The organism is Rhodococcus sp. P4_B6 (assembly GCF_056402215.1).
In genome coordinates this window covers 16,436-36,952 of the sequence record NZ_JBFUHV010000006.1, presented here as the reverse complement: position 1 = coordinate 36,952, position 20,517 = coordinate 16,436, and the positions used below count along the sequence as shown (strand labels likewise).

The following is a 20,517-nucleotide window of genomic DNA, read 5'->3' as shown; positions in this document are numbered from 1 at the left end:
CGGCGGTGGGTGTTCGGGACCCTGATCGCGGCCGGCGGGATCGTCGCGCTCGGACTGTCGATTCTCGTCGCAGTCACGCTCGGACCGGCGGACGTCTCACTGGTCAACGTCCGCGACGTGCTGCTCAATCACACCGGGCTGGCGGATATTCCGGTGCGGCTGTCGAAGAACGCGATCGTGTGGGAGGAGCGCCTGCCCCGGGCACTGGTCGCCGCCGCGTGCGGCGCCGGACTCGGACTCTGCGGCGTCATCATGCAGTCACTGCTGCGCAATCCCCTCGCCGATCCATTCGTGCTGGGGATCTCGTCGGGTGCGTCGACCGGCGCGGTGGTGGTGGGTGTGCTCGGGGTCGGTGGCGCCGCGCTCGGACTGTCCGGAGGCGCATTCATCGGCGCACTGGTCGCGTTCGGGCTCGTGTTGCTGCTCGCCCACATCTCCGGCGGCAACAACGACCGTGTCATCCTCGCGGGCGTCGCGAGCACCCAATTGTTCTCGGCGCTCACGTCGTTCGTCATCTTCGCGTTCGCCGATTCCGACGAGACCCGCGGCGTGATGTTCTGGCTACTCGGCTCCCTCGAGGGCGTCCGCTGGGACGACGTGACCCTGTGCGCGATCGTCGTGTTCGCCGGCACCGCCCTGTGCCTGCGCTACGCGTACGTCCTCGACGCCTTCTCCTTCGGCGACGAGGTGGCAGCGTCGCTCGGCATCGCCGTCGGCAAGGTCCGCCTCCTGCTGCTGGTGGTCACGGCGATCATCACCGCGACCCTCGTCAGCGTCGCCGGGGCGATCGGCTTCGTCGGACTCGTACTCCCCCACGCCGCACGATTCCTCGTGGGCCCCACACACAGTCGGCTGATCCCGGCGACCGCGGTGATGGGCGCCGTCTTCATGGTGTGGGTGGACGCCGTCTCCCGGGTCGCGTTCGCACCCACACCGCTGCCGGTGGGTGTCGGCACCGCCCTCGTCGGCGTTCCCGCGTTCATCGTCATCCTGTCCCGGCGAAGGAGAGCCCAGTGACACTCCACGCAAACGGCGTCACCTGGAATCGTGGGGGCGCACTGGTCGTCGACGGTGTCACCGTCACACCGGCACAGGGTGCGACGGTGGGTCTGCTCGGACCCAACGGATCCGGCAAGTCCTCGCTCCTGCGCCTGCTGAATGGCGTCGTCCGCCCCACCTCGGGTGTCGTGACCCTCGACGGCAACGACCTCACCACCGTGCGTCGCAAGGACATTGCGCGCGCCGTCGCCGTCGTGAGCCAGCACGCCGACACCGACGTCGACATCAGTGTGCGCGACGTGGTGCGACTCGGACGCATCCCGCACCGTGGAACGTTCGGCGGCAACCCGGCCGCCGACGAGGCCGCCGTCGCCGCCGCTCTCGAGCACACCGGCCTCTCGGCGAAGGCGGATCGTCTCTGGCACAGACTGTCCGGCGGCGAGAAGCAACGAGTGCAGATCGCCCGTGCCCTGGCGCAACAACCGCGCGAGCTGCTCCTCGACGAGCCGACCAATCACCTCGACATCCATCACCAGCTGGAGTTGCTCTCGCTCGTCACGCGGCTGCCGGTCACGAGCGTGATCGCCCTGCACGACCTCAATCTCGCCGCCATGTTCTGCGACACCGTCATCGTGCTGAAGGAGGGTCGCGTCGTCGCCGGCGGAACCCCCGCCGACGTGCTGACGTCGGACCTGATCGCCCAGGTGTACAACGTCCGGGCCGAGGTACTCGTCGACGAGGCCAAGGGGCGGTTGTCCATCCTGTTCGAGCCGGGTCCGGTTCCCGTTCCCGTCCACTGAGGAACGACAACTCGTGACGGAGACGGACACCCGCCGGCGCTTCGTGGGTCGATGGTCGCTGCTGAGCAGTCTGGCCGCGGCGACCCCGGAGGTCCGGCTGCTGGTCCTCACCCAACTCGCGTTCAACGTCGGCTTCTTCATGGTGCTGCCCTACCTGTCGGTGTACCTGTTCGAGGATCTCGGTCTGCGGGCGGCGTTCGTCGGCGCCGTGCTCGGTCTCCGCACCTTCTCGCAGCAGGGGCTGTTCTTCGTCGGCGGTTCGCTCGCCGACCGCTGGGGCGTCAAACCGGTGGTCCTCACCGGTTGTGTCTGCCGCATCCTCGGTTTCGCCGGGTTGGCACTGTTCACGTCCGTGCCCGGGATCGTGGTCGCGACCGTCCTGACCGGGTTCGCGGGCGCGCTGTTCTCGCCCGCTGTCGAATCGGCGCTCGCCACGGCCGCCGGCGGAACCGAGGACGGGGGACGGTCCCGGGTGGACGCGTTCGCACTGTTCAACGTGTGCGGGCAGATCGGGTCGTTCGCCGGGCCGCTCGTCGGATCGGTCCTGCTGCTCGCCGACTTCTCGGCCGCGTGCCTCTCCGCAGCCGGGGTATTCGTCGCGATCCTGCTCGCGCACCTGCGGTGGCTGCCGTCCGGGCCCGGCGTCCACGCCACCGACAGCTGGCGCGACGGCTGGCGGGAAGTACTCGGAAACAAGCCGTTCCTCCTCTTCGCCGCGGCGATGAGCACGCAGTTGGTCGCGTACAACCAGCTGTACCTGCTGCTGCCGCTGGAGGTGGAGCGGGCCTGGGGCTCGCAATCCCCGCTCGGCTGGTTCTTCGCCCTGTCCTCGGTATTCGTCGTCGCCGCCCAACTCCCCATCACGAAACGGGCGCACACCCACGCCGCGCTTCCCCTCGGCCTCGCCGTCATGGCCGTCGGTTTCGCCGTCATGGCCGTCGCCGTCCCCGCGCAACCCCGCGGGATACCCGGACTGATTCCACCCGCCGCGTTCGTACTCCTGCTCGCACTCGGCCAGATGATCGCCATGCCCGTCGCACGAGATGCGATTGCCCGCATGGCCTCCGGCCGCCGGCTCGGAACGTACTACGGCGTGTTCGCCTCCATCGGTGGAGCCGCCGTCCTGCTGGGATCCGTCGCCGTCGGCGCCCTGATCGACGCCGTGCCGTCCACCGGGTGGCCCCTCGCCGCACCGTGGTGCGCTGTCGGAGCACTCCTCACCGGCAGCGCACTGACCGTTCGTGTCGTGTTTCCTGCTCGCCGACGGGACGAGGCCACCGACTGAATCCGGCGCCGATGTCGTCGGGAGCGGTGTCCTCGCCGAGTCGGGGGTCGGCGTCGAACTTCATCGCTTGTCCGGCGATGTCGTAGGTGGGCCAGCCGGGATCCCCGTGCGCTGCGAAGTCGAGCCAGGTTCGGTGCATCGCGCGGGTGAGGGCGTCCGGAGCGTCGTCGCCGATGAGGCCGCGGCATGTCTGTGTGGTGTCGAAGACGAAGGGAACGTCGAGGCCGTGTGCTGCGCCGTGCAGTGGTGATCGCCATGCGAATTCGTAGACGTAAGCGGGGCCGGGGTGACGGTGCGCGGTGCGGCGGCTCGGCGACCGGAACATCAGGTCCGTGTAGGCGGCGGTGAGTGCCTGCGCGGGGGTCACGGCCGGGTCGTGGAGACGGTGTCGTTCCAGGAGCGCTTCGGCCTCGGGGTAGGTGGCGGCCAGTTCGGCGACCGCGTCGTCCGCGTCGAAGGCGGCGAACCCGTCGGCACCGAAACCGAGGTTGGCTTCCTCGAGTGTCGTGCCGATCAACAGCTCGCCGCCGCGCGCGTGGGTGCTCGGGACCCCGACCGGGTCGGGGAGGACGTCGTCCCCCGTGGTGGGGAGGAACAGTGCGCGTCCGTGGCCCGGGTCGAAACCGTTGTCGTCGCGCAGGTCTGGGCGGGGTGCGGTTCTGAGCAGGGCGCCCTGCGCGCGCAGCAGGTCGGGGGCAGAGCATGCTCGGAATGCGTCCGCGGTCGGGGAGGTTCCGAGCCGGGCGGCGACTGCCTTCGTGAGTTTTTCGGTGAGCGCGAGCGGGCGGGCCATCTCGTCGTGTCCGCTCTGGACGATCGCACGCCGGAACAGGCCGGCGGCCGGCGGGGAGTGCAGCAGGAACGCGACCGAGGTGCCGCCGGCCGATTCGCCGAAGACGGTGACGTTGTCCGGGTTCCCGCCGAACCCGGCGATGTTGTCGCGAACCCAGTGCAGAGCGGCGATCTGGTCGCGCAGTCCGATGTTCGTGATCTCACCGGGCAGCGCGAGGAAGCCCTCCGCGCCGAGTCGGTAGTTGACGGTGACCAGGACGACGCCGTCGCGCGCGAACGCGGTGCCGTCGAACGCCGGGGCGGCACCCGAACCGATCATGAACCCGCCGCCGTGGAGGTAGACCATCACCGGGAGCCCGCTCGTGCCGGGGTCGGGTGTCCAGACGTTGAGATTGAGGTAGTTGCCGTCTCCGGTTACCCATCCGGGCCCGACCAGCGGCGCCAGACACGCCTGAGTGGGATGCAACTGCGGCTGGGGTGCGGTCGCGCCGTAGCCGGTGGCGTCCCTGGTCCCTGCCCATCGTTCGGTCGGGGCAGGCGGTGCGAATCGGCGTTCGCCCGCCGGGGCTGCCGCGTAGGGGATTCCCAGGAAGCGGGCGACCCCGTCGGTGTGGTCACCGGAGAGTCGCCCCGCCTCTGTATTCACGGTACGGACGGTCATCAGCGACGTCCCCTTTCGTGTGGCCAGGCCGAGGGGGTCGTCCGAATCGGTTCCCCTCGCCCCAGCCTGCCACGGGGCTTCGATGCCGGCCGAAATGCGTCAGGCCTCGAGGCCTGATCCACCGTGGCAGTCCGAGATGGTCGGCGGCGCGGACAGGAACGGCCGCAGCTCGAGCCATTCGTGGATCGGCTTCCCGCCCGCACCCGGCGCCGCCGACAGCTCGCCGGCCAGTTCGAGCGCCCGCTCGTGGGTCTCGACGTCGATCACCATCCAGCCCGCGATCAGGTCCTTCGTCTCCGCGAACGGGCCGTCGGTGACCGGCGGCCGTCCCTCACCGTCGTAGCGGACGAACGTCCCCTCCGGAGCAAGCGCCTGACCGTCGACGAACTCCCCGGTCCCCTCCAGCTTGGTCGCGAAATCCTGCATGTACTGCACGTGCGCCGAGATCTCCTCCGGCGTCCACTCCGCCATCGGCACGTCGTTGACCGCCGCCGGCGCGCCGCGGTAGTGCTTGAGCAGAAGGTACTTGGCCATCATGTTCTCCTCGGTACGGGTGCGACCCATTCTGGCCGCATTCACCACAGGGACGGAGCCGATCACCGGTTCTCGACATCGTCTCCGGGACTATTTTCGATCGAGGCGATCGAGCCAGTTGCCGAGCAGCGGGGCGAGCAGTTCGGGCCGCTCGTGCACGAGCGCATGACCGGCGTCCTCGATGACAGCCAGGGCGGCGTGCGGATAGCGCTCGAGCAATTCACACGCGTCGGCGTACCCGGCGACCGAATCGCGCCTGCCGGCCACGATCACCGTCGGCCCCGGGAACACACTCGACCCGACGTCGACCGCCCACCCGGCGAAGATACGTCCGAGCGCCTCCTCGTCGACGAGCGTCGAACCCGGCACCACATGGTCGCGGTAGCGGCGAGCGGTGGCCCGGGTGTGAACGACGAAGTACTCGTCGAACCCCGCCCACTGCGCAGGGTCGAGTTCGTCGTAGGCATCGGCGTCCCGACGAACCACAGTGTGGTCGGGTACGTTCCGCGACCGCTCGCCGACCGGACACAACAACGCCAGACCGAGCACCACGTCTGGCCTCTGCGCGGCTACACCGCGAGCCAGATAGGCGCCGTACGAATGCCCCACCAGCGTCACCGGGCCCGCCCCGAGGCCGTCGATGAAGTCGCCGAGCAGCGTCACCACATCGTCGTTGCAGGTCAGCCCGTCTGCTGTCGACAGGCCCATCCCCGGCAGGTCCGGGTAGATCCGCCGGTACCCCGTGCCCGGGACGACGGCCTCGATCGCCGCCTCGATCTCACGATGATCCACGCCGGCGCCGTGCAGGGCGACAATCGGCACACCACCACCGTGCTCGACCCAATGGACCACGGCTTCGTCGATCCGGCGCTCCATGGCGTCCTCACCGATCCGCGCCGCCCACACGGGTCGCGCGGGAACCGCGGGGTGGAGAGATCCGCTAGCCGGTGACCGGTACCCGGGCGCCAAGCGTGGTGGCGGCGCGACGGACTTCGGGGATCAGGTGCGCGATCTGGGCGTCGTCGAGGGCGTCGGTGGGTCCGGTGACGCCGAGGACGGCGACGAGGGTGCCGTCGGCGGCCCGGACAGGAGCGGTGACGGAAACGATGCCGAAGAGGCGTTCGCTGACCGAGACCGCGAAGCCGTCGCTGCGGATCTTGTCGAGCTGGGCGGGCAATTCGTCCTTCCGCAGTGTGCCGCCGCCGGCGAGGGGGACGTCGCCGATGCCGGCGAGGATCGTCTCGAGTTCCTCGGCGCCGAGGTGGGCGAGGATGGTCTTGCCGGCGCCGCCGAGGTACAGCGGGAGGCGCTCGCCGACGGGAAGTATGTAGTTGAGCGGGTGTTCGCTTTCGACTCGGGCGATCAGGACTCGCGAGTTTTCGACCCGCACGTACATCGACGCGGTGAAACCGGTGTTGGCGGCGAGTTGTTGCAGCGTGGGCTGGGCGAGGACGCTGAGCGGGTTGGTGACCATGAATGCGTGGGCGACCGCCAGCGCGGCGGGCCCGGCGGTGTAGGTGTCGCCGATCCGCGCTGCGTAGCCGCGGTCGAGGAGCACTCCGAGGATGCGCTGGACGGTGGCGACGTGCAGGGAGGCATGCCGGGCGACCTCACTCAATCGCAGTGGCTGCTTGGCGTCCTGCAGGACGCCGAGGACGTCGAACGCGCGGTCCAGGGAACGCATGTTGTTGGTCGGCACCGCCATTTGTCCTCCTCGATGGACCCACTTTCGATCGAACTTATCATTGTGCGAGAACGGTCAGCGGATGGCGGTCGCGTTGCACGGTGAACCCACGCCACCGACGAAGTTGAGCGGTTTCACGGTGACGAGGGCGTCCCAGGTACCGGTGCGGCGGCTGTCCTCGACGAGGGCCGTGAGGTTCCACAGTTCGCCGAGTGGGACGCCGAGTTTGCCGATCAGTTCCTGGTGCATCATGCCGGCGTCCTCGGGAGCGGACTCGGCGAAGGGGCTGCCTGGGACGACGGGCAGGACCTCGACGGCAAAGGTGTCGGTGCCGAACAGGGCGATCTTGTTGTCCCACAACCATCGTGCGAGTTCGCGGCTCTGTGCGAATCCGGTGGAGCGGCGGCCGGCGCGGACCTCGTTGCGCTGGTCGTCGGTGGCGGTCAGGTACCAGTGCGCCCAGCCGGTGTGGACGAGGATCAGATCTCCGTCCTGGATCCGGGTGTTCTGACGGTCGAGGGCGGCGTCGAGGTCGGCGGCCTGGACCGCCGGTCCGCGAACGTGATCGAGTGGGGTGCCCCGGTCCGCGAACAGCCCCTCGAGGTCGAGGAGCAGTCCGCGGCCGACGATCGGGTTCTGTGACCAGGCCTGTATTCCGAGAGCGGGGGCGTTCTCGGTGACCTGGCCGTCGGGGGTGCCGTCGTAGAAGCCGTGTCCGGACACCCGTCGGTGGCGCAGCCCGTCGAGGTGACTACTGGCCTGCAGGTAGAAGCCGTCGAGGAGGTCGTCGCGGGATTCGGCGTGCGCGGAGACGATGGTGTGCTTCGGCGCCGTGCGCGACCGCGCCATCGGCGGATCGAACGCGCCGAGCGGATGGTCGAGGGCGAACACGGCTCCGCGGCGGACGAGCTCCGCGGCGGCCCGGACCTGTTCGGGGCCGGCGAAATTCGCCGTCCCCCGGTCGGGGTCGTCGAAGACTCCCCAGCTCGACCCCGCCGGGGCGCCGTCGGTGCGGGCGCACAGGTCGGCGTAGGTGGAGTCGGGGCCGATCGTGCTCACGGGACTGGTCATCCGACGTGCTCGGCGGCGCGGGCGGGAGAGTCCTCGTTTCCGAGGGCGTCCTCCTCTCCGCCGTGGTGGAAGTACGACAGTACGAAGGCGAGTAGTCCGGCGATGCCCGCGGCGCCGTAGGCGTAGGGGGCGAGCAGTTCCTCGACGTGGGTGACGATGTGGCCGTCACCGAGGATCAGGCCGACGGTCTGGCCGAGCACGATCGCCAGTCCGCCGAGCAGGAATGCGACGACGCTGATGCGGAAGAGGGTGGAGAAGCTTTTCTGGAACATGACGTGTCCTGTCGCGAGGGTCAGACGGGGAGGAGGCCGAGGGCGATGAGCACTCCGATGCCAAGAATGGGGACGCAGTAGTACTTCAGGAGCGGCATGAAGATCTTCGACGGGTCGATCCGGGCGATGCCGGAGGCGACGTAGATCGGGGCGCCGGACGGCGGGGAGGCGCCTTCGGTGGACGCGAACACCAGGACGGCGGCCGCGGCCACGGGGGCGGCGATGCCGGTGCCGACCAGTGCGGCGACTGCGACGGGGCCGACCGAGGCCATGGTGGCGGAGGCGGTCAGCGGGATCGCGATGATGACGATGATGATGCCGACGAGGATCGCCATCAACCAGGACGGTGCGCTGAGGCTTTCGAGCATCGCGGTCAGTTGCTGAGGCAGCTTCAGCTTGGCCAGCACCGCCGAAGCGGAGAACGCGGCGACGATGGTGATGCCGATGACGCCGAACTGGGGTGCCGCGTCGCCGAGGACCTTCCACCAGCCCGTGGTGGTCTTGGGCAGGTGCCGGCGGCCGAGGAAGAGCACCAGCAGGATCATCAGGACCGGGATCCAGGTGATCAGGCTCAGGGCACTCGACATCACCAGGTCGGTGTAGTGCGCGATGGGGGCGGCGATCGGCCCGCGGGTGAGCAGCAGCGGGATCACGATCGGGACGAACAGCAACAGCGAGGTCCAGCCGACGCGCAGACTCCGCTTGACCGGGATGCGGTCCTCGGGGGCGATGGGCTGCAGGCCGTTCTTTCGCACCAGGTAGTAGCTCAGCACCAGCCGGTAGCCGAGGCACCAGAGGCCGGCGATCGCGAGCGGGACGATGATGTCGTCGGCGGCCATCATGCCGGTGACGGTGCTCGACCCGACCAGGATGAACATGGTCGCACTGAACGGGAAGGTCACACCCATGCCGGCGCAGCCGGCGACGACGGTGGCGGACAGTTCACCGCTGACGCCGGAGCGTTTCATCCACGGCACGGTGACCGAGCCGACCGCTGCGGTGACCGAGGCCCCGACGTGGGCGATGGCACCGAACATGCCGCCCGCGACAGTGGAGGTGTAGATCGGGCCGCCGCGCAGCCGTCCCAGGAAGGAGTTGAGGATGTCGATGAGCCGGTCCAGCACCGGCGTCTTCGCGAGGATGAAGCTCATGAAGATGAACGCCAAACCGGCGAACGTCACTTCCTCCTGCATCGAATCGACGAAGCCGTCCCACATGTATTTCGGGGCGTCGCGACCGGCGAACGCACCGACGACGACGAACCCGACGATCATCGCCTCGCCGATGTTGCGTTTGAGGACCGCATTCCAGAAGACGATGGAGGCGATGAACGCCAGCAACGCCCAGATGGCGATCATGATGCGACCTTGCGCGCGGCGATGATCGCGGCGCGGCGCTGCGCCTCGTCGGCTTCGACCGCGCGGCCACCGGCGAGGCTGGTGAACGCCTCGGCGGCCGGGACGATGATGACGCCGTCGTCGTCGGCGACGACCAGATCGCCGGGGGCGCAGACGACACCGCCGACCGCGACCGGGACGTCGATCTTGCCGGGGCCGTCCTTGTAGGGGCCTGCCGGGTTGACCGCGCGGGCCCAGACGCCGAACCCGATTTCCTGCAGGACGTCGATGTCGCGGGCGGCGCCGTCGATGATCATGCCGACGCAGCCGCGGGAGCGGGCGCGTTCGGCGATCAGTTCACCCATCAGGGCCCGATTCTGGTCGCCCTGTCCGTTGATGACGATCACCTCACCCGGCTGCACCTTCGCCAGCGCCTCGTGCAGCGCCTTGTTGTCACCGGCGCGGGTCCACACCGTGCGGGCGCGACCGACGATACGTGCACCCTTCCACATTGCGTGGATACCCGAATCGACCATTCCCATGCGCTGGCGGGCGTCGCCGATGTTGGCGACCGGGAGCCCGGCGTAGGAGTCGAGCAGTTCGTCGGCGGCGCGGCCGTTCGCATCGGCGAGCGTGCGGTGGGCCTGTGCCGTTGCGGATGTGAGGACCGGGCGGACGCCGAGCGTGTCGAGGAGTTCGACCGAGGCGGTCGCCTCCACCGAGCGTCGTGCGGCGTGCTTGCGGGTGCCGTCCCGCAACCGGTCCAGGGCCGCGAAGCTGCCGGACAGCTCGCCGGCGATCTGGGCACGCACCCACTGCTCGGCGTCGGCGGCGATCCCGGCATCGACCGATTCGACGATCAACGCGCCGAGGCCCTTCATGAACGTGCTGCGCAGCAGCTTGCGGTTCGAGGCGTCCCCGGGGGCGCTGCCGATGTCCTCGACCGAGGCGCCGAGTTCCTCGAAATATGCTGTTGCCGATGCTGATCCGTCGCCGCTGATCACGAGCGCGGTGCGCGCCCCGTTGGCGGGAACCGAGCCGACGACTGCGACGTCGGCGAACGAGGCACCGGCTGCGGTGACCACGTGGGCGACCTGCGCCTTGATCTCGGCCGCAGCGGCATTCATGTCCGCAAAGCAGACGCCGTCCGACAGATGGGGGGCAGCGTCGGTGGCGGCCCGCACGGCCACCTTCGCACTGGTCAGGCTGAGCACCAGATCCGCGCCCCGGACGGCGTCGGCGACGGCGTCGAAGCGCAGCACCCCCGCCGGGGTGGCGGTGTCTGCCGGGTCGAAGCCGGTCACCTCCCAGCCCTTCGCGAGGAATCCCGACGAGTAGAGACTTCCGGCTTCACCGAGCCCGAGAACAGCGACCTTCATGATTTCCTCTCATACCGTGATAACGTCTATCACGTGATGGAGTAATCGTGGTCACAGAGGGCGGTGGTTGTCAAGGCGCCACAGCTCCCGAGAAGTCGGATGGAACAAGGCGCGGGCACCACAGGCCACGCGCCATTTCGGCATGTCAGCGATTGCGGGGAGACGGTCGTGAGACCCGACGGGCGGCCGGAAAATGGTTGGCGGGCACGACGCCCGCACTGCTAACGTTCGGGGGACCGTGACTTCGAGCGAGGAGGTGAGACCCATGAACGCAGTACGCAGGTGGGTGCTCCCCCTCTTCACGGCCGGGCGATCGACGTAGATGTCGCCGGGAGCGCCTCGACAACAAGGCAATCCCGAAAGGCAACACCATGCACTTCACCTCTGAGGCATCGTCGAACGGTGTCATCGAACGAACCTTCACCCTGGGCGAGATCACCGGCGTGCTCTGGTCACCCGCATCCGGAACAGTCGGCGCACCGCTGCTGCTGTCGGGGCACAGCGGCGGCATGCACAAGAAGGCGCCCGGACTGGTGGCCGGCGCACTCCACTGCGTGAGCACCTACGGGTACACCGTCGCCGCCATCGACGCGCCCGGACACGGTGACCGGCCGCGGAGCCCTCAGGATCAGCGGTGGGGCGACGCGATCCATCAGGCCCGGGCGGCGGGCGAGCCGATCGCCCCGATCGTCATCGACTACAACGCGTCGCTCGCGGAGCGTGCGGTGCCGGAATGGCAGGAAACCCTCGACGCACTGCAGGCGCTGCCCGAGATCGGCTCCGGAGCGCCCGTCGGCTACGGCGGCATGACGTTGGGTGTCGTGACCGGGCTGATGTTGGCAACGGTCGAACCCCGGATCGCCGCCCTGAGCATCGGTGCGGTCTTCGTGGACGACGCTCTGATCGAGACGGCACGAAAGATCACCGTCCCGGTCGAGTACCGGATTCCGTGGGACGACGAATACATCGACCGCCGAGCCGGTCTCGCGTTGTTCGACGCCTTCGGCTCGAGGGAGAAGACACTGCACGCCCACCCGGGCGGGTACAACCAGGTGCCCGAGTACGAGCGTGACAGCTCGGCCCGGTTCTTCGCCCGCCACCTCCGCCGGGCCGGCATGGCACCGGCCTGACGTGACCGGTATCGGCGGCCGGACACCCAGCTCGGCCGCCGATATCGATGTCGCCCTTCCGGATCCGCACGATGCCCGGCGTAGATTAGGCGTGCAGTGTGAAGCCGATCCCGCGGACGGTGTGGATGAGGGGCGGGATGCCGCTCGATGCGAGCTTGCGGCGCAACGAGCTGACGCACATGTTGAGCACGTTGGTGCGGGCTTCGCCGGGATAGCCCCAGACGGTACGGAGGAGGTGTGGGCGGCTGACGACACGGCCCGCGTTCTCGGTGAGGATGCCCATCAGTTCGAATTCAGTTCTGGTCAGGAGAATTCGGGCGTCGTGTATTTCGGCTGCCCTGCGCGCAACATCCAGGGCGATGTACGCGGGGTGTGACGGATTCAGTGCCGGGGGTGCGAGGCGCCGGAGCAACGCGCGTAGCCTGGCGATGGCTTCATCGTGGACAACCGGGGCAATCAAGACGTCGTCGGCGCCCGCCTCGAGGAACTCGCACACGCTGTCGGAGCCGGTCGGTTGCGGTCCGGTGATCACCACGATGCCGATGTCCGGTTCTGCAATTCTGACGTCCCGTAAAACCGCGAGGCCGTCGAAGCACGGGACTCGGGAGTCGATGATGACGACATCGGGTCGCTCAGGCGTGGACTGCACGGCTGCTCCGCGGATCACGCGGAAGCCGGCGTCGGCTGAGAGCCGGGTGATGAGTGACGCCTCACCGTGTGGTGGGAGGGCGAGGATGATCGCTGGTGTCGAGGCAGGAGTGAGCGGTGAGGTCATTCGCGATGTCCGAGGTGGTGTGTGGGTGCCGGCTGGGGCACGCCCCGCGACTGTGTGGGCGGCGGAGTAGGGGTGAGGGTCAGACGAGTTCGGCCTGGTAGTCGATGTCCGGACGTAGTGCCGCCCAGCCGAATCCCAGTGCCGCGCAGAGCGGGATCAGCAGCAGCAGCCATCGTGCGACGCCGCCCTGTCCGCCGAGCAGGACGTCGTAGTTCTGCACGGCGAGCCATCCGACCACCGCGAACCCGAGGAGTGCGCCGGCGGGTGCCACCTTGGTTTTCCAGATGCTCGTCTCCAGGCGGGTGCGGACGAAGAAGGCGATGATCGACGCCGAGGTGAGGGCGAGGATCACGATGAGCGAGACGGTGCCCAGAGACAGCAACCAGCTGAAGGTGACGGTAATCGGGTCCGCGCCGGCGACTTCGAAGACGGCGAGGATGATCGCGAGCGCGACGCCGACTACCAAGGCGGCCGCAGCGGGGGTGCCGGTCTTGGCGTTGGCTTCACCGAGGCGGTGCGGCAGCACCTTCGCTCGTCCCAGCGCATAGAGGTAGCGGGAGAGCATATTCTGGAAGCCGATGAGCATGGCGATGAAACTGGTGACCACCAGGATTTCCATCACCGTGCTCAACCAGGCACCGACTTCGGACTCGGCGATGGCGAACACGAATCCGGCCGGGTCGTCGGTGGCGGCGGCCTGGACGGCGTCCGCGCCGACTGAGTTGCCCAGCGCCCAGGTCGTCAGGGCGTAGAAGACGCCGATGAACGCGATCGAGGTGTACACGGCGCGAGGAATGGTGCGGTGTGGGTCCTTCGCCTCCTCGGAGAAGACGACGGTGGCCTCGAAACCGGTGAAGCAGGTGATGCAGAACAGGAACGCCACACCGAGCCCCGGACCGACCAGCGCGGACGGATCGAAGGCCGCCAGCGAGTTCCCCGAGACGCCGCCCCCGAAAATGATCGCGACGTCCAGGACGACGAAGGCGGCGACCTCGAGCAACACGAGCAGCCCCAGCACCTTCAGGCTGACGTCGACACCGCGGACGGTGAGTGCGGTGACCAAGGCCAAGGTGGCGAACAGCAGCACCCACGCCGGCACGTCGACACCGAGTTTGTCGGTGATCAACTGTTGCGCGAACACCGAGTACTGGGACCACAGGGCCGCCTGCAGCGCCATGTATGCCAGGATGGCCAGCCCGGCGGCGGCAGTGGCCAGTCGTGGCCCGAATCCCTGCGCGATGTACGCGACGAAGCCGCCGGCATTGGTGATGTGCCGGCTCATCGTCACATACCCCACGGAGAAGACGACGAACAACAGGGCCGCCAGCAGATACGTCGCGGGGGCGGCGACGCCGTTGACGGAGAAGACGACGGGAGAGGCGCCGACGATCGCGGCCATCGGGGCGACTGCGGCGACGACGAAGAACACGATCGCCGCGACCCCGAGCCTGCCGGCCCGCAACCCCGCCCGCCCCTCCCCGGGGGGCTCGTTGTGACCGGTGTTCTGCGGCGGGACGGCCTGGTGGGGAGGGGTGGACATTGGAGCCTCCGAAGAAAGACATTCGCGGGGTAGTGCGGGGTGGGTGTCGCGGCGTGTTGGTGGTTGACAGTTGGCGGACGGATCCGCGTCAGGCCGTGGGTCCGGGGCGGGCGTCGTCGACGGACGGGGTGCGTTCGAATTCGCGCGCGTACGAGCCCATGGTTATGTTGACCAGGTCACCGCTCTGCTGGTCGATGCCGAATTGGATGCCGACGGTGCGGAGAGCGTTCAGGTCGACCAGGACCATGCCCTCGACGCCGACGTTCTTCTCCAGCCAGGAGAACAGGTACGTGTTCTCGCGCAGCTTCCAGTAGGTGCAGCTGTCGGTGTCCCCCACTCCCAGCTCGGCACCGCCGATGCACAGCCAGGTGAAGAGGTTCTCGTTGAGGTAGACGTGGTCGTAGACGTCGTCGCCGCTGTAGGCGTAGCGCACCCGGCGCCCGATCAGCTCGTCGGTCGGCTCGTGGGCGTCGGCCGCGGTGGCGGTGCTGCCGGCGATCTGGCCCTGGAACCACCGCTGGCGGGCGAGGTGAGGGTTGGGGCCGAGTCCGAGTTCGCCGACCGCGCCGGTGACCTGACCGGTGGTCAGATCGAGCGCCGCGCTGACGACGACCGGGTGGTCCTCGCCGCTGCGCCGGTAGTGCAGGTAGAACAGTCCGGGTTGCATCTCGAACAGTTCGTAAGTCTCGGTGCCGGCCTGCTCGCCGGTGCGCCAGCTCAGTTCTCCTTCGGAAAATGCGTGGGTGAGGGTGAACTCGTCACCCGAATCCACGAAGCGGGCGTTCAGGCTGAGTTCCCGGCCGTCGAGGGCGCGGCTGTAGGCGGGCCGGTATTCGTCGAAGCCGTCGGCCATCTCGCTCAGCGACGCCCAGTCGTCCTTGTTCCAGCTGAAGGCCGAGGTAGTGGAGGTGCTCATGGTGTCAGGTGTCCTTGAATCTGTGGAGGGATTTCCGGTGGGTCGTTCGGGGCCGGGTCAGCCGAGGTTGACCCAGACGCCCTTGGTCTCGGTGAATTCGTCGATGGCGTTGGAGCTCATCTCCCGGCCCCATCCGCTGGAACCGAATCCGCCCCACGGGGCGGCGGGATCGAGGAACGGCAGCATGTTGACGAAGACACTGCCGGCGTGGATCGACGCGGCGAGGTTGTGCGCCAGCTCGAGGTCCTTGGTCCAAATGCAGGCGGCCAGACCGTAATCGGTGTCGTTGGCGCGGGCGGCGAGCTCGTCGGCGTCGTCATAGGACAGGATCGACAACACCGGCCCGAAGATCTCTTCCCGGGCGATGGTCATGTCGTCACGCACACCCGAGAACACGGTGGGCGCGAAGAAGTTCCCGCCGGACAACTCTCCGCCGACGCGGCTGCCGCCGGTCACCAACTGCGCGCCCTCGGCGACCCCGGCGTTGACCAGCCGCTCGACGTGGTCGGCGTGCTCGGGCGAGGCCAGCGGGCCGATCACCGTCTCGGGCGACATGCCGGGACCGATCGGCAGCACGCTCGCCGCCGCGGCGATCTTCTCGGTGAACTCGTCCACCCTCTTCGAGTCGACGAAGAACCGCGTGTAGGCGGCACACACCTGACCGCTGTTGAGCAGGGCGCCCTGTAGGTTCCCCGCGACCGCTGCGTCGATATCCGCATCTCGCGCAATGACACTCGGCGCCTTGCCGCCGAGTTCGAGGGTGACGCGCTTGAGGTTGCCCGAGGCGGCGACGACGATCTGCTTACCGACCGCGGTCGACCCGGTGAACGACACCTTGTCGACGTCGACGTGCTCGGTGAGGGCCTTGCCCGCCTCGGGGCCGCCGGTCAGGCAGTTCACGACTCCGGGCGGGAAACCGGCGTCCACGCACAGCCCGGCCAGGAACACGGTGCTCAGCGGCGTCTGTTCGGCGGGCTTGAGGATCACCGTGTTGCCGCAGGCCAGCGCCGGGGCCAGCTTCCAGGCGGCGATCATCAGCGGGAAGTTCCACGGAGTGATCAGGGCACACACTCCGACCGGTTCCCGGCGGGTGTAGTGCATCGTGTTGGGGATCGACACCGCCGAGTTCTTGCCCTCAATCTTGGTGCACCAGCCGGCGTAGTAGCGGAAGACCTCGGCGGCCATGGTGAGGCTGACGGTCTTCGCGACCCCGAGCGGCTGGCCCTGGTCGCGGGTTTCGAGTTCGGCGAGTTCGTCCGCGTGCTGCTCGATCAGGTCGGCGACCTTCCACAGCAGCCGTGCGCGGGCGGCGGGCACCAGTGCCTTCCACGCCGGATCGGTCAGCGCCTGCCGCGCCGCCGCGACCGCGGCGTCGACGTCCGCTGCGCCGGCGTCCGCGACCGTGCCCAGAGGCTCACCCGTCGCCGGATCGTAGGTCTTGAACTCGGCACCGGACCGGGCCGGAACCCACCGGCCGTCGATCAGCAACTGCTCGCGCACATCCATTGTGAGAACTCCTCGAAATACTCGTGACCAGGTCACGTGACGTGAGTCTCACTCTGCTCCGGGATCTGTGGGAATGCATTGCCGAAGTCCGTACAAGCATTGACTAATCCCGCACACCTTCGGCGGCGACAGGTCAATCGAGAGCGCCACGGCCGACGGACGACGAGGCGGGGCGGGCGGCGAAGCGACAACGCACGACGACCGGAGGCGAATACCATGTCACCAGAACCTATTTGAGGGAGCACGGAGCCACGCACCTCACTCGACAAGCGTGCGCAGAAACCGGCGCAGGTGCGCGAGCGCGGCCTCGTTGAGTTCGGGGCGGTCAAGGGTGATCTGCTGAAAGATCAGTCCGTCGGCGGCCGCGATGAACAGCTGAGCCATCGCCTCGTCGCAGTCGATTCCGCCGTGCGCCAACTCCTCACGGAGGGCCTGCCGATAGGTGCCGTACAGAGACTCGACGTGCGGACGCAGCTCGGGACTGCGCCGCGATTCGAGGATCAGTTCGTACTGGAAGGCCTGCTCGTCAGGATTGACTACGACCATCCCGATCAGTCCGGCGAAGATCGCGTCGAGATCACCGGTGCCGGGCCGGGTACTGATCGAGGTGACGCTGTTCTCGACGGAATACTGCAGGGCAGCTTCGAGCAGGGCGTCGCGGCTGCCGAAGTGGTGGGCGACGAGGCCGTGCGTGACGTTCGCCTCGCGGGCGACGCCGCGGTAGGTCAGATGTCGCAACCCCTGGGCGGCGACGACACGGACGGCGGCGGCGAGCAGCGCCTGCCTGCCCTCGCCATACATCGGCGAACTCCGACCCGGTGTGGACGCAACAGCGGTCATCGGTGTCCTCCAACATCCTTTTCATCTATCCACTTGACTAGTTGTACAGCACGGGGCATATTTGTGCCACTGATCACATCTATCCATCTGGATATTTCGCCTCTCTTCGCTCGCGGTCCGCTTCGACCGCGCCATTGCCCTCGGCACTCAGAAGGAGCCCCCACCATGACGAACACGGCGGACCACGAACCGCAGGCCACACTCACTGACCGGGAGGCGTCCGGCGCAGTCGCCATCGTCACCGGCGGCGGGAGCGGGATCGGCGCTGCCACCGCGCAGGCGCTCACGGCCGTCGGCTGGTCCGTTGCGATCTGCGGGCGGCGGGCGGAAGCCCTCGAGCGCGTGGCCGACGCCACCGGGGCACATCCGATCGTCACCGACACCACCGACAAGGCCGCCGTGGCCCGCCTCGTCGAGAGCACCGTCACCCGCTTCGGGCGCCTGGACGGACTGGTCCTCAACGCCGGAGTCGTCCGCCCCGGGCCGGTCGGCGAATTGTCCGACAGCGATTGGGCGGCGATGGTCGAGACCAACCTCACCGCCCCCTACCGCCTGCTGCACACCGCCCTGCCGCACCTCGTCAGGAGCAGCGGGGCAGTAGTCGGCGTGTCCTCGGTCAGCGGGCTGCGCGCCTCGGGCGGAACCCCCGGCTACAACGCCACCAAGGCGGGACTGAGCATGTTGCTGCAGTCGGTCGCCGTCGACTACGGGCCGCGAGGAGTGCGCGCCAACGTCGTCTGCCCCGGTTGGACCCGCACCGAGATGGCCGACGAGGAAATGGCCCAACTCGGCGGTGAACGCGGCGTCGACGCGGAGCAGGCCTATCGCCTCGCCTCCGCACTCGTCCCGTTGCCTCGGCCCGCGTATGCCGCCGAAGTTGCCGCCACCATTGCGTGGCTGCTCTCCCCCGCCGCTTCCTATGTCAACGCCGCCGTGCTGCCGGTGGACGGCGGGCACAGCGCGGTCGACGTCGGCACCGTCTCCCTCGACCCACGATTCTCGCTCGCCGTCCCCATGCCCTGACGGACCACAGTGCGAACTGCTCAAATCGACGCCCCTACCCACGATGGAAAGAAGAACCGATGCCTACCGCGTTGCTCAACGGCCGCATCTACACCGTCGACCCGGCCGCACCCTGGGTGCAGGCCGTTCTGGTCGACAACGGCGTCTTCACGGTCGTCGGGTCCGACGACGACGTCCGTGACGCCGCCCCGGACGGTACCGAATTCGTCGACCTCGACGGCCGCATGGCGATGCCCGGACTGCACGATGCCCATACCCATCTGCTGTTCAGCGGGTTGAAGTTTCGCTACGAGGCCCGCCTGACACCGGGTGGCTCCCCGAAGGAGATCGTGCACGACCTCGGTCACTGCAGATGCGCCGAACTCGTCGACGAGGACGTGCAGCCCTGGATCGTCGGCGGCGAGTTCGTTCCTGCCGACTTCGCCGCGGGAGAACTGGACCGCAAATTCCTCGACGAAGCGTTTCCTGATCAGCCGGTGTTCTTGTACGACTACACCATTCACCACGCCCTGGCCAACTCCACCGCACTCGACCTCGCCGGGCTCTCCGAAGACTCGGTGGACCCACCTGGTGGCCGACTGGTCCGCCGGGAAGGGACGAACGAGCTGACCGGGGAACTCGTCGAGCAGGCCCGCTGGCCCGTCATGCGCGCCATGTCCGATTACCGTGCCGACATCTATCGTGACGCGGTTGCCTGGGCGGCGTCGGTGTGCCATCGGTACGGCATCACGTCCGTCCAGGAGGCCTCCGCGTCTCCGCAGGCGCTCGCGGCCTACCGGGACCTCGACCGGGACGGCGCACTGAACTTGCACGTTGCCGCGCACCTGGTCTGGAAGGAGGAGGGTTTCGGCATGGCCGATACCGCCGAACTCGACCGCACCATCGCCGAACGGGCGACGTTCACCAGTGAACATCTGGACACCGAACGCATCAAGATCTGGCTCGACGGGTCACCCCTGCCGCCGCACATGACACAGGCGGACCTCGACGCCCACGGCAGCGTCGACCCCACCAACATTCTCGTCGACGAAGATCAACTCACCGAGGTGCTACGCGGATTCGACGCGGCTGGATTGTCGGTGAAAATTCACTGCGCCGGTGCGGGTTCCGTGCGCGCCGCACTCGACGCCTTCGAGACCGTCCGCCGGATCAACGGCACACGCGGCCCAGCTCACGAGATCGCGCACTGCCCATTCATCCACGACGACGACTACAAGAGATTCGGCCAGCTCGACGTGATCGCCGAGATGTCGCCCGCGATCTGGCACCTCGACATTCCCGGGCACGACGATGCATTCAAATTTCGCACCATCCTCGACTCGGGTGCCACGATGACCGTTGGCTCGGACTGGATCATCACCCCGAATCCGAACCTGTTCCCTGCCCTTCAGGGCATGCTGCAACGCGGAGACGAGGCCGTCGATCTCGCCACCGCTGTGTATCTGATGACCCTCGGCGGCGCACGGGTCGTCGGTCGCGACCACGTGCAGGGCACGATCACCCCCGGGAAGTCCGGCGACCTGATCGTGCTCGACCGCAACATCTTCGAGGTCCCTTCCGAGCACGTCGGATCCACGCAGGTGCTGCGGACCCTCTTCGAGGGGCGCACCGTCTTCGACGCCGAAATATCGACCGCCACCGATCTTCATCAGCGCTGAGCGCAGTACACCCCTACCAACCGTTGACCAATCCTGGAGGACCCACCGTGTCCAATCCCGATTTCGACATCGTCGCAGCCTTGTACGAGGCGTGGAACACCCGAGACATCGCGGCCTGGGTCGATTCCTTCACCCCCGACGCGACCTGGACGAATCTGCCCACCGGAGAGATCCATGCGGGCCACGACGGGATGGCGGACAACTACTGGCACTGGGACGGGCCGTTCCGCGACGGAACGTGCGAGAAGCTGACCTTCGCGGGGGGGTGACGGTCTTGTCGTCACGGAGTTCGTCGCCGTCGGCACCCACACCGGC

General features: G+C 68.1%; 20 protein-coding genes. 7 read left to right on the top strand and 13 right to left on the bottom strand.

Annotation, left to right across the window (positions count from 1 at the left end; all coding sequences use genetic code 11):
* Positions 1–9 precede the first annotated feature (9 nt).
* The 3 genes from AC1DWT_RS04215 to AC1DWT_RS04205 are packed head-to-tail and all read left to right on the top strand — an operon-like array spanning position 10 to position 3,084.
* Positions 10–1,017: a FecCD family ABC transporter permease gene (locus tag AC1DWT_RS04215; RefSeq protein ID WP_095863152.1), complete on the top strand. Its 1,008-nt coding sequence runs from the start codon at positions 10–12 to the stop codon at positions 1,015–1,017.
* Entirely contained in the window at positions 1,014–1,799 is a 786-nt protein-coding gene (locus AC1DWT_RS04210) for an ABC transporter ATP-binding protein (protein ID WP_095863151.1), read from the top strand. The genes AC1DWT_RS04215 and AC1DWT_RS04210 overlap by 4 nt, the downstream gene beginning before the upstream one ends.
* Positions 1,800–1,812: 13 nt before the next feature.
* Positions 1,813–3,084, top strand: coding sequence for an MFS transporter (locus AC1DWT_RS04205; RefSeq protein WP_257015748.1), 1,272 nt, complete (start codon positions 1,813–1,815; stop codon positions 3,082–3,084).
* On the opposite strand, the gene AC1DWT_RS04200 is transcribed toward AC1DWT_RS04205, so the two are convergent.
* From AC1DWT_RS04200 to AC1DWT_RS04165, 8 genes are all read right to left on the bottom strand, one after another.
* A complete protein-coding gene (locus AC1DWT_RS04200) occupies positions 3,017–4,537 on the bottom strand; it encodes a carboxylesterase/lipase family protein (RefSeq protein WP_095863150.1) in 1,521 nt (506 codons plus the stop codon). The genes AC1DWT_RS04205 and AC1DWT_RS04200 overlap by 68 nt on opposite strands.
* 99 nt (positions 4,538–4,636) lie before the next feature.
* A complete protein-coding gene (locus AC1DWT_RS04195; protein WP_072939544.1) occupies positions 4,637–5,071 on the bottom strand; it encodes a YciI family protein in 435 nt (144 codons plus the stop codon).
* Between the two features lie 90 nt (positions 5,072–5,161).
* On the bottom strand, positions 5,162–5,947 hold the full coding sequence (locus AC1DWT_RS04190; RefSeq protein WP_095863149.1) for an alpha/beta fold hydrolase: 786 nt from the start codon (positions 5,945–5,947) through the stop codon (positions 5,162–5,164).
* 64 nt (positions 5,948–6,011) lie between these two features.
* Positions 6,012–6,776 (bottom strand): IclR family transcriptional regulator, encoded by a 765-nt coding sequence (locus AC1DWT_RS04185; RefSeq protein WP_095863148.1) that lies wholly within the window; start codon positions 6,774–6,776, stop codon positions 6,012–6,014.
* 54 nt (positions 6,777–6,830) lie between these two features.
* The gene (locus AC1DWT_RS04180) at positions 6,831–7,826 is read right to left on the bottom strand and encodes a cyclase family protein (RefSeq protein WP_095863147.1); all 996 of its coding nucleotides are present in this window, start codon (positions 7,824–7,826) and stop codon (positions 6,831–6,833) included.
* The gene (locus AC1DWT_RS04175; protein WP_095863146.1) at positions 7,823–8,098 is read right to left on the bottom strand and encodes a hypothetical protein; all 276 of its coding nucleotides are present in this window, start codon (positions 8,096–8,098) and stop codon (positions 7,823–7,825) included. The genes AC1DWT_RS04180 and AC1DWT_RS04175 overlap by 4 nt, the downstream gene beginning before the upstream one ends.
* A 20-nt stretch (positions 8,099–8,118) precedes the next feature.
* Positions 8,119–9,456 (bottom strand): TRAP transporter large permease subunit, encoded by a 1,338-nt coding sequence (locus AC1DWT_RS04170; RefSeq protein WP_072939070.1) that lies wholly within the window; start codon positions 9,454–9,456, stop codon positions 8,119–8,121.
* A complete protein-coding gene (locus tag AC1DWT_RS04165) occupies positions 9,453–10,814 on the bottom strand; it encodes an RraA family protein (protein WP_072939073.1) in 1,362 nt (453 codons plus the stop codon). The genes AC1DWT_RS04170 and AC1DWT_RS04165 overlap by 4 nt, the downstream gene beginning before the upstream one ends.
* Before the next feature lie 371 nt (positions 10,815–11,185).
* On the opposite strand from AC1DWT_RS04165, the gene AC1DWT_RS04160 reads away from it, so the two are divergent.
* Positions 11,186–11,944: a dienelactone hydrolase family protein gene (locus AC1DWT_RS04160; RefSeq protein ID WP_095863145.1), complete on the top strand. Its 759-nt coding sequence runs from the start codon at positions 11,186–11,188 to the stop codon at positions 11,942–11,944.
* Positions 11,945–12,029: 85 nt separating this feature from the next.
* On the opposite strand, the gene AC1DWT_RS04155 is transcribed toward AC1DWT_RS04160, so the two are convergent.
* The 5 genes from AC1DWT_RS04155 to AC1DWT_RS04135 all read right to left on the bottom strand — a co-directional run bounded on the left by AC1DWT_RS04155 (position 12,030) and on the right by AC1DWT_RS04135 (position 17,521).
* On the bottom strand, positions 12,030–12,719 hold the full coding sequence (locus tag AC1DWT_RS04155) for a winged helix-turn-helix transcriptional regulator (protein ID WP_072939078.1): 690 nt from the start codon (positions 12,717–12,719) through the stop codon (positions 12,030–12,032).
* Between the two features lie 79 nt (positions 12,720–12,798).
* Positions 12,799–14,259, bottom strand: coding sequence for an APC family permease (locus tag AC1DWT_RS04150; protein ID WP_095863144.1), 1,461 nt, complete (start codon positions 14,257–14,259; stop codon positions 12,799–12,801).
* Positions 14,260–14,347: 88 nt separating this feature from the next.
* Complete coding sequence (locus tag AC1DWT_RS04145; RefSeq protein WP_072939084.1) at positions 14,348–15,175, bottom strand: MoaF C-terminal domain-containing protein; 828 nt, start codon at positions 15,173–15,175, stop codon at positions 14,348–14,350.
* Positions 15,176–15,232: 57 nt separating this feature from the next.
* Positions 15,233–16,681 (bottom strand): aldehyde dehydrogenase family protein, encoded by a 1,449-nt coding sequence (locus AC1DWT_RS04140; protein ID WP_072939086.1) that lies wholly within the window; start codon positions 16,679–16,681, stop codon positions 15,233–15,235.
* A gap of 258 nt (positions 16,682–16,939) precedes the next feature.
* Positions 16,940–17,521, bottom strand: coding sequence for a TetR/AcrR family transcriptional regulator (locus AC1DWT_RS04135; RefSeq protein WP_072939089.1), 582 nt, complete (start codon positions 17,519–17,521; stop codon positions 16,940–16,942).
* A 165-nt stretch (positions 17,522–17,686) separates the two neighbouring features.
* Here AC1DWT_RS04135 and AC1DWT_RS04130 point away from each other — a divergent pair, with 165 nt between their 5' ends.
* The 3 genes from AC1DWT_RS04130 to AC1DWT_RS04120 are packed head-to-tail and all read left to right on the top strand — an operon-like array spanning position 17,687 to position 20,471.
* The gene (locus tag AC1DWT_RS04130) at positions 17,687–18,544 is read left to right on the top strand and encodes an SDR family NAD(P)-dependent oxidoreductase (protein ID WP_083395639.1); all 858 of its coding nucleotides are present in this window, start codon (positions 17,687–17,689) and stop codon (positions 18,542–18,544) included.
* A gap of 59 nt (positions 18,545–18,603) precedes the next feature.
* On the top strand, positions 18,604–20,202 hold the full coding sequence (locus AC1DWT_RS04125) for an amidohydrolase (protein WP_477919830.1): 1,599 nt from the start codon (positions 18,604–18,606) through the stop codon (positions 20,200–20,202).
* Between the two features lie 47 nt (positions 20,203–20,249).
* Complete coding sequence (locus AC1DWT_RS04120; RefSeq protein WP_257015746.1) at positions 20,250–20,471, top strand: nuclear transport factor 2 family protein; 222 nt, start codon at positions 20,250–20,252, stop codon at positions 20,469–20,471.
* Positions 20,472–20,517: the final 46 nt, after the last annotated feature.

Excerpts from the sequence above, each read along its gene's own strand:
- AC1DWT_RS04200 (WP_095863150.1), bottom strand. The coding sequence starts at position 4,537 with ATGACCGTCCGTACCGTGAATACAGAGGCGGGGCGACTCTCCGGTGAC.
- AC1DWT_RS04195 (WP_072939544.1), bottom strand. The coding sequence starts at position 5,071 with ATGGCCAAGTACCTTCTGCTCAAGCACTACCGCGGCGCGCCGGCGGCG.
- AC1DWT_RS04190 (WP_095863149.1), bottom strand. The coding sequence starts at position 5,947 with ATGGAGCGCCGGATCGACGAAGCCGTGGTCCATTGGGTCGAGCACGGT.
- AC1DWT_RS04185 (WP_095863148.1), bottom strand. The coding sequence starts at position 6,776 with ATGGCGGTGCCGACCAACAACATGCGTTCCCTGGACCGCGCGTTCGAC.
- AC1DWT_RS04180 (WP_095863147.1), bottom strand. The coding sequence starts at position 7,826 with ATGACCAGTCCCGTGAGCACGATCGGCCCCGACTCCACCTACGCCGAC.
- AC1DWT_RS04175 (WP_095863146.1), bottom strand. The coding sequence starts at position 8,098 with ATGTTCCAGAAAAGCTTCTCCACCCTCTTCCGCATCAGCGTCGTCGCA.
- AC1DWT_RS04170 (WP_072939070.1), bottom strand. The coding sequence starts at position 9,456 with ATGATCGCCATCTGGGCGTTGCTGGCGTTCATCGCCTCCATCGTCTTC.
- AC1DWT_RS04165 (WP_072939073.1), bottom strand. The coding sequence starts at position 10,814 with ATGAAGGTCGCTGTTCTCGGGCTCGGTGAAGCCGGAAGTCTCTACTCG.
- AC1DWT_RS04160 (WP_095863145.1), top strand. The coding sequence starts at position 11,186 with ATGCACTTCACCTCTGAGGCATCGTCGAACGGTGTCATCGAACGAACC.
- AC1DWT_RS04155 (WP_072939078.1), bottom strand. The coding sequence starts at position 12,719 with ATGACCTCACCGCTCACTCCTGCCTCGACACCAGCGATCATCCTCGCC.
- AC1DWT_RS04150 (WP_095863144.1), bottom strand. The coding sequence starts at position 14,259 with ATGTCCACCCCTCCCCACCAGGCCGTCCCGCCGCAGAACACCGGTCAC.
- AC1DWT_RS04145 (WP_072939084.1), bottom strand. The coding sequence starts at position 15,175 with ATGAGCACCTCCACTACCTCGGCCTTCAGCTGGAACAAGGACGACTGG.
- AC1DWT_RS04140 (WP_072939086.1), bottom strand. The coding sequence starts at position 16,681 with ATGGATGTGCGCGAGCAGTTGCTGATCGACGGCCGGTGGGTTCCGGCC.
- AC1DWT_RS04135 (WP_072939089.1), bottom strand. The coding sequence starts at position 17,521 with ATGACCGCTGTTGCGTCCACACCGGGTCGGAGTTCGCCGATGTATGGC.
- AC1DWT_RS04130 (WP_083395639.1), top strand. The coding sequence starts at position 17,687 with ATGACGAACACGGCGGACCACGAACCGCAGGCCACACTCACTGACCGG.
- AC1DWT_RS04125 (WP_477919830.1), top strand. The coding sequence starts at position 18,604 with ATGCCTACCGCGTTGCTCAACGGCCGCATCTACACCGTCGACCCGGCC.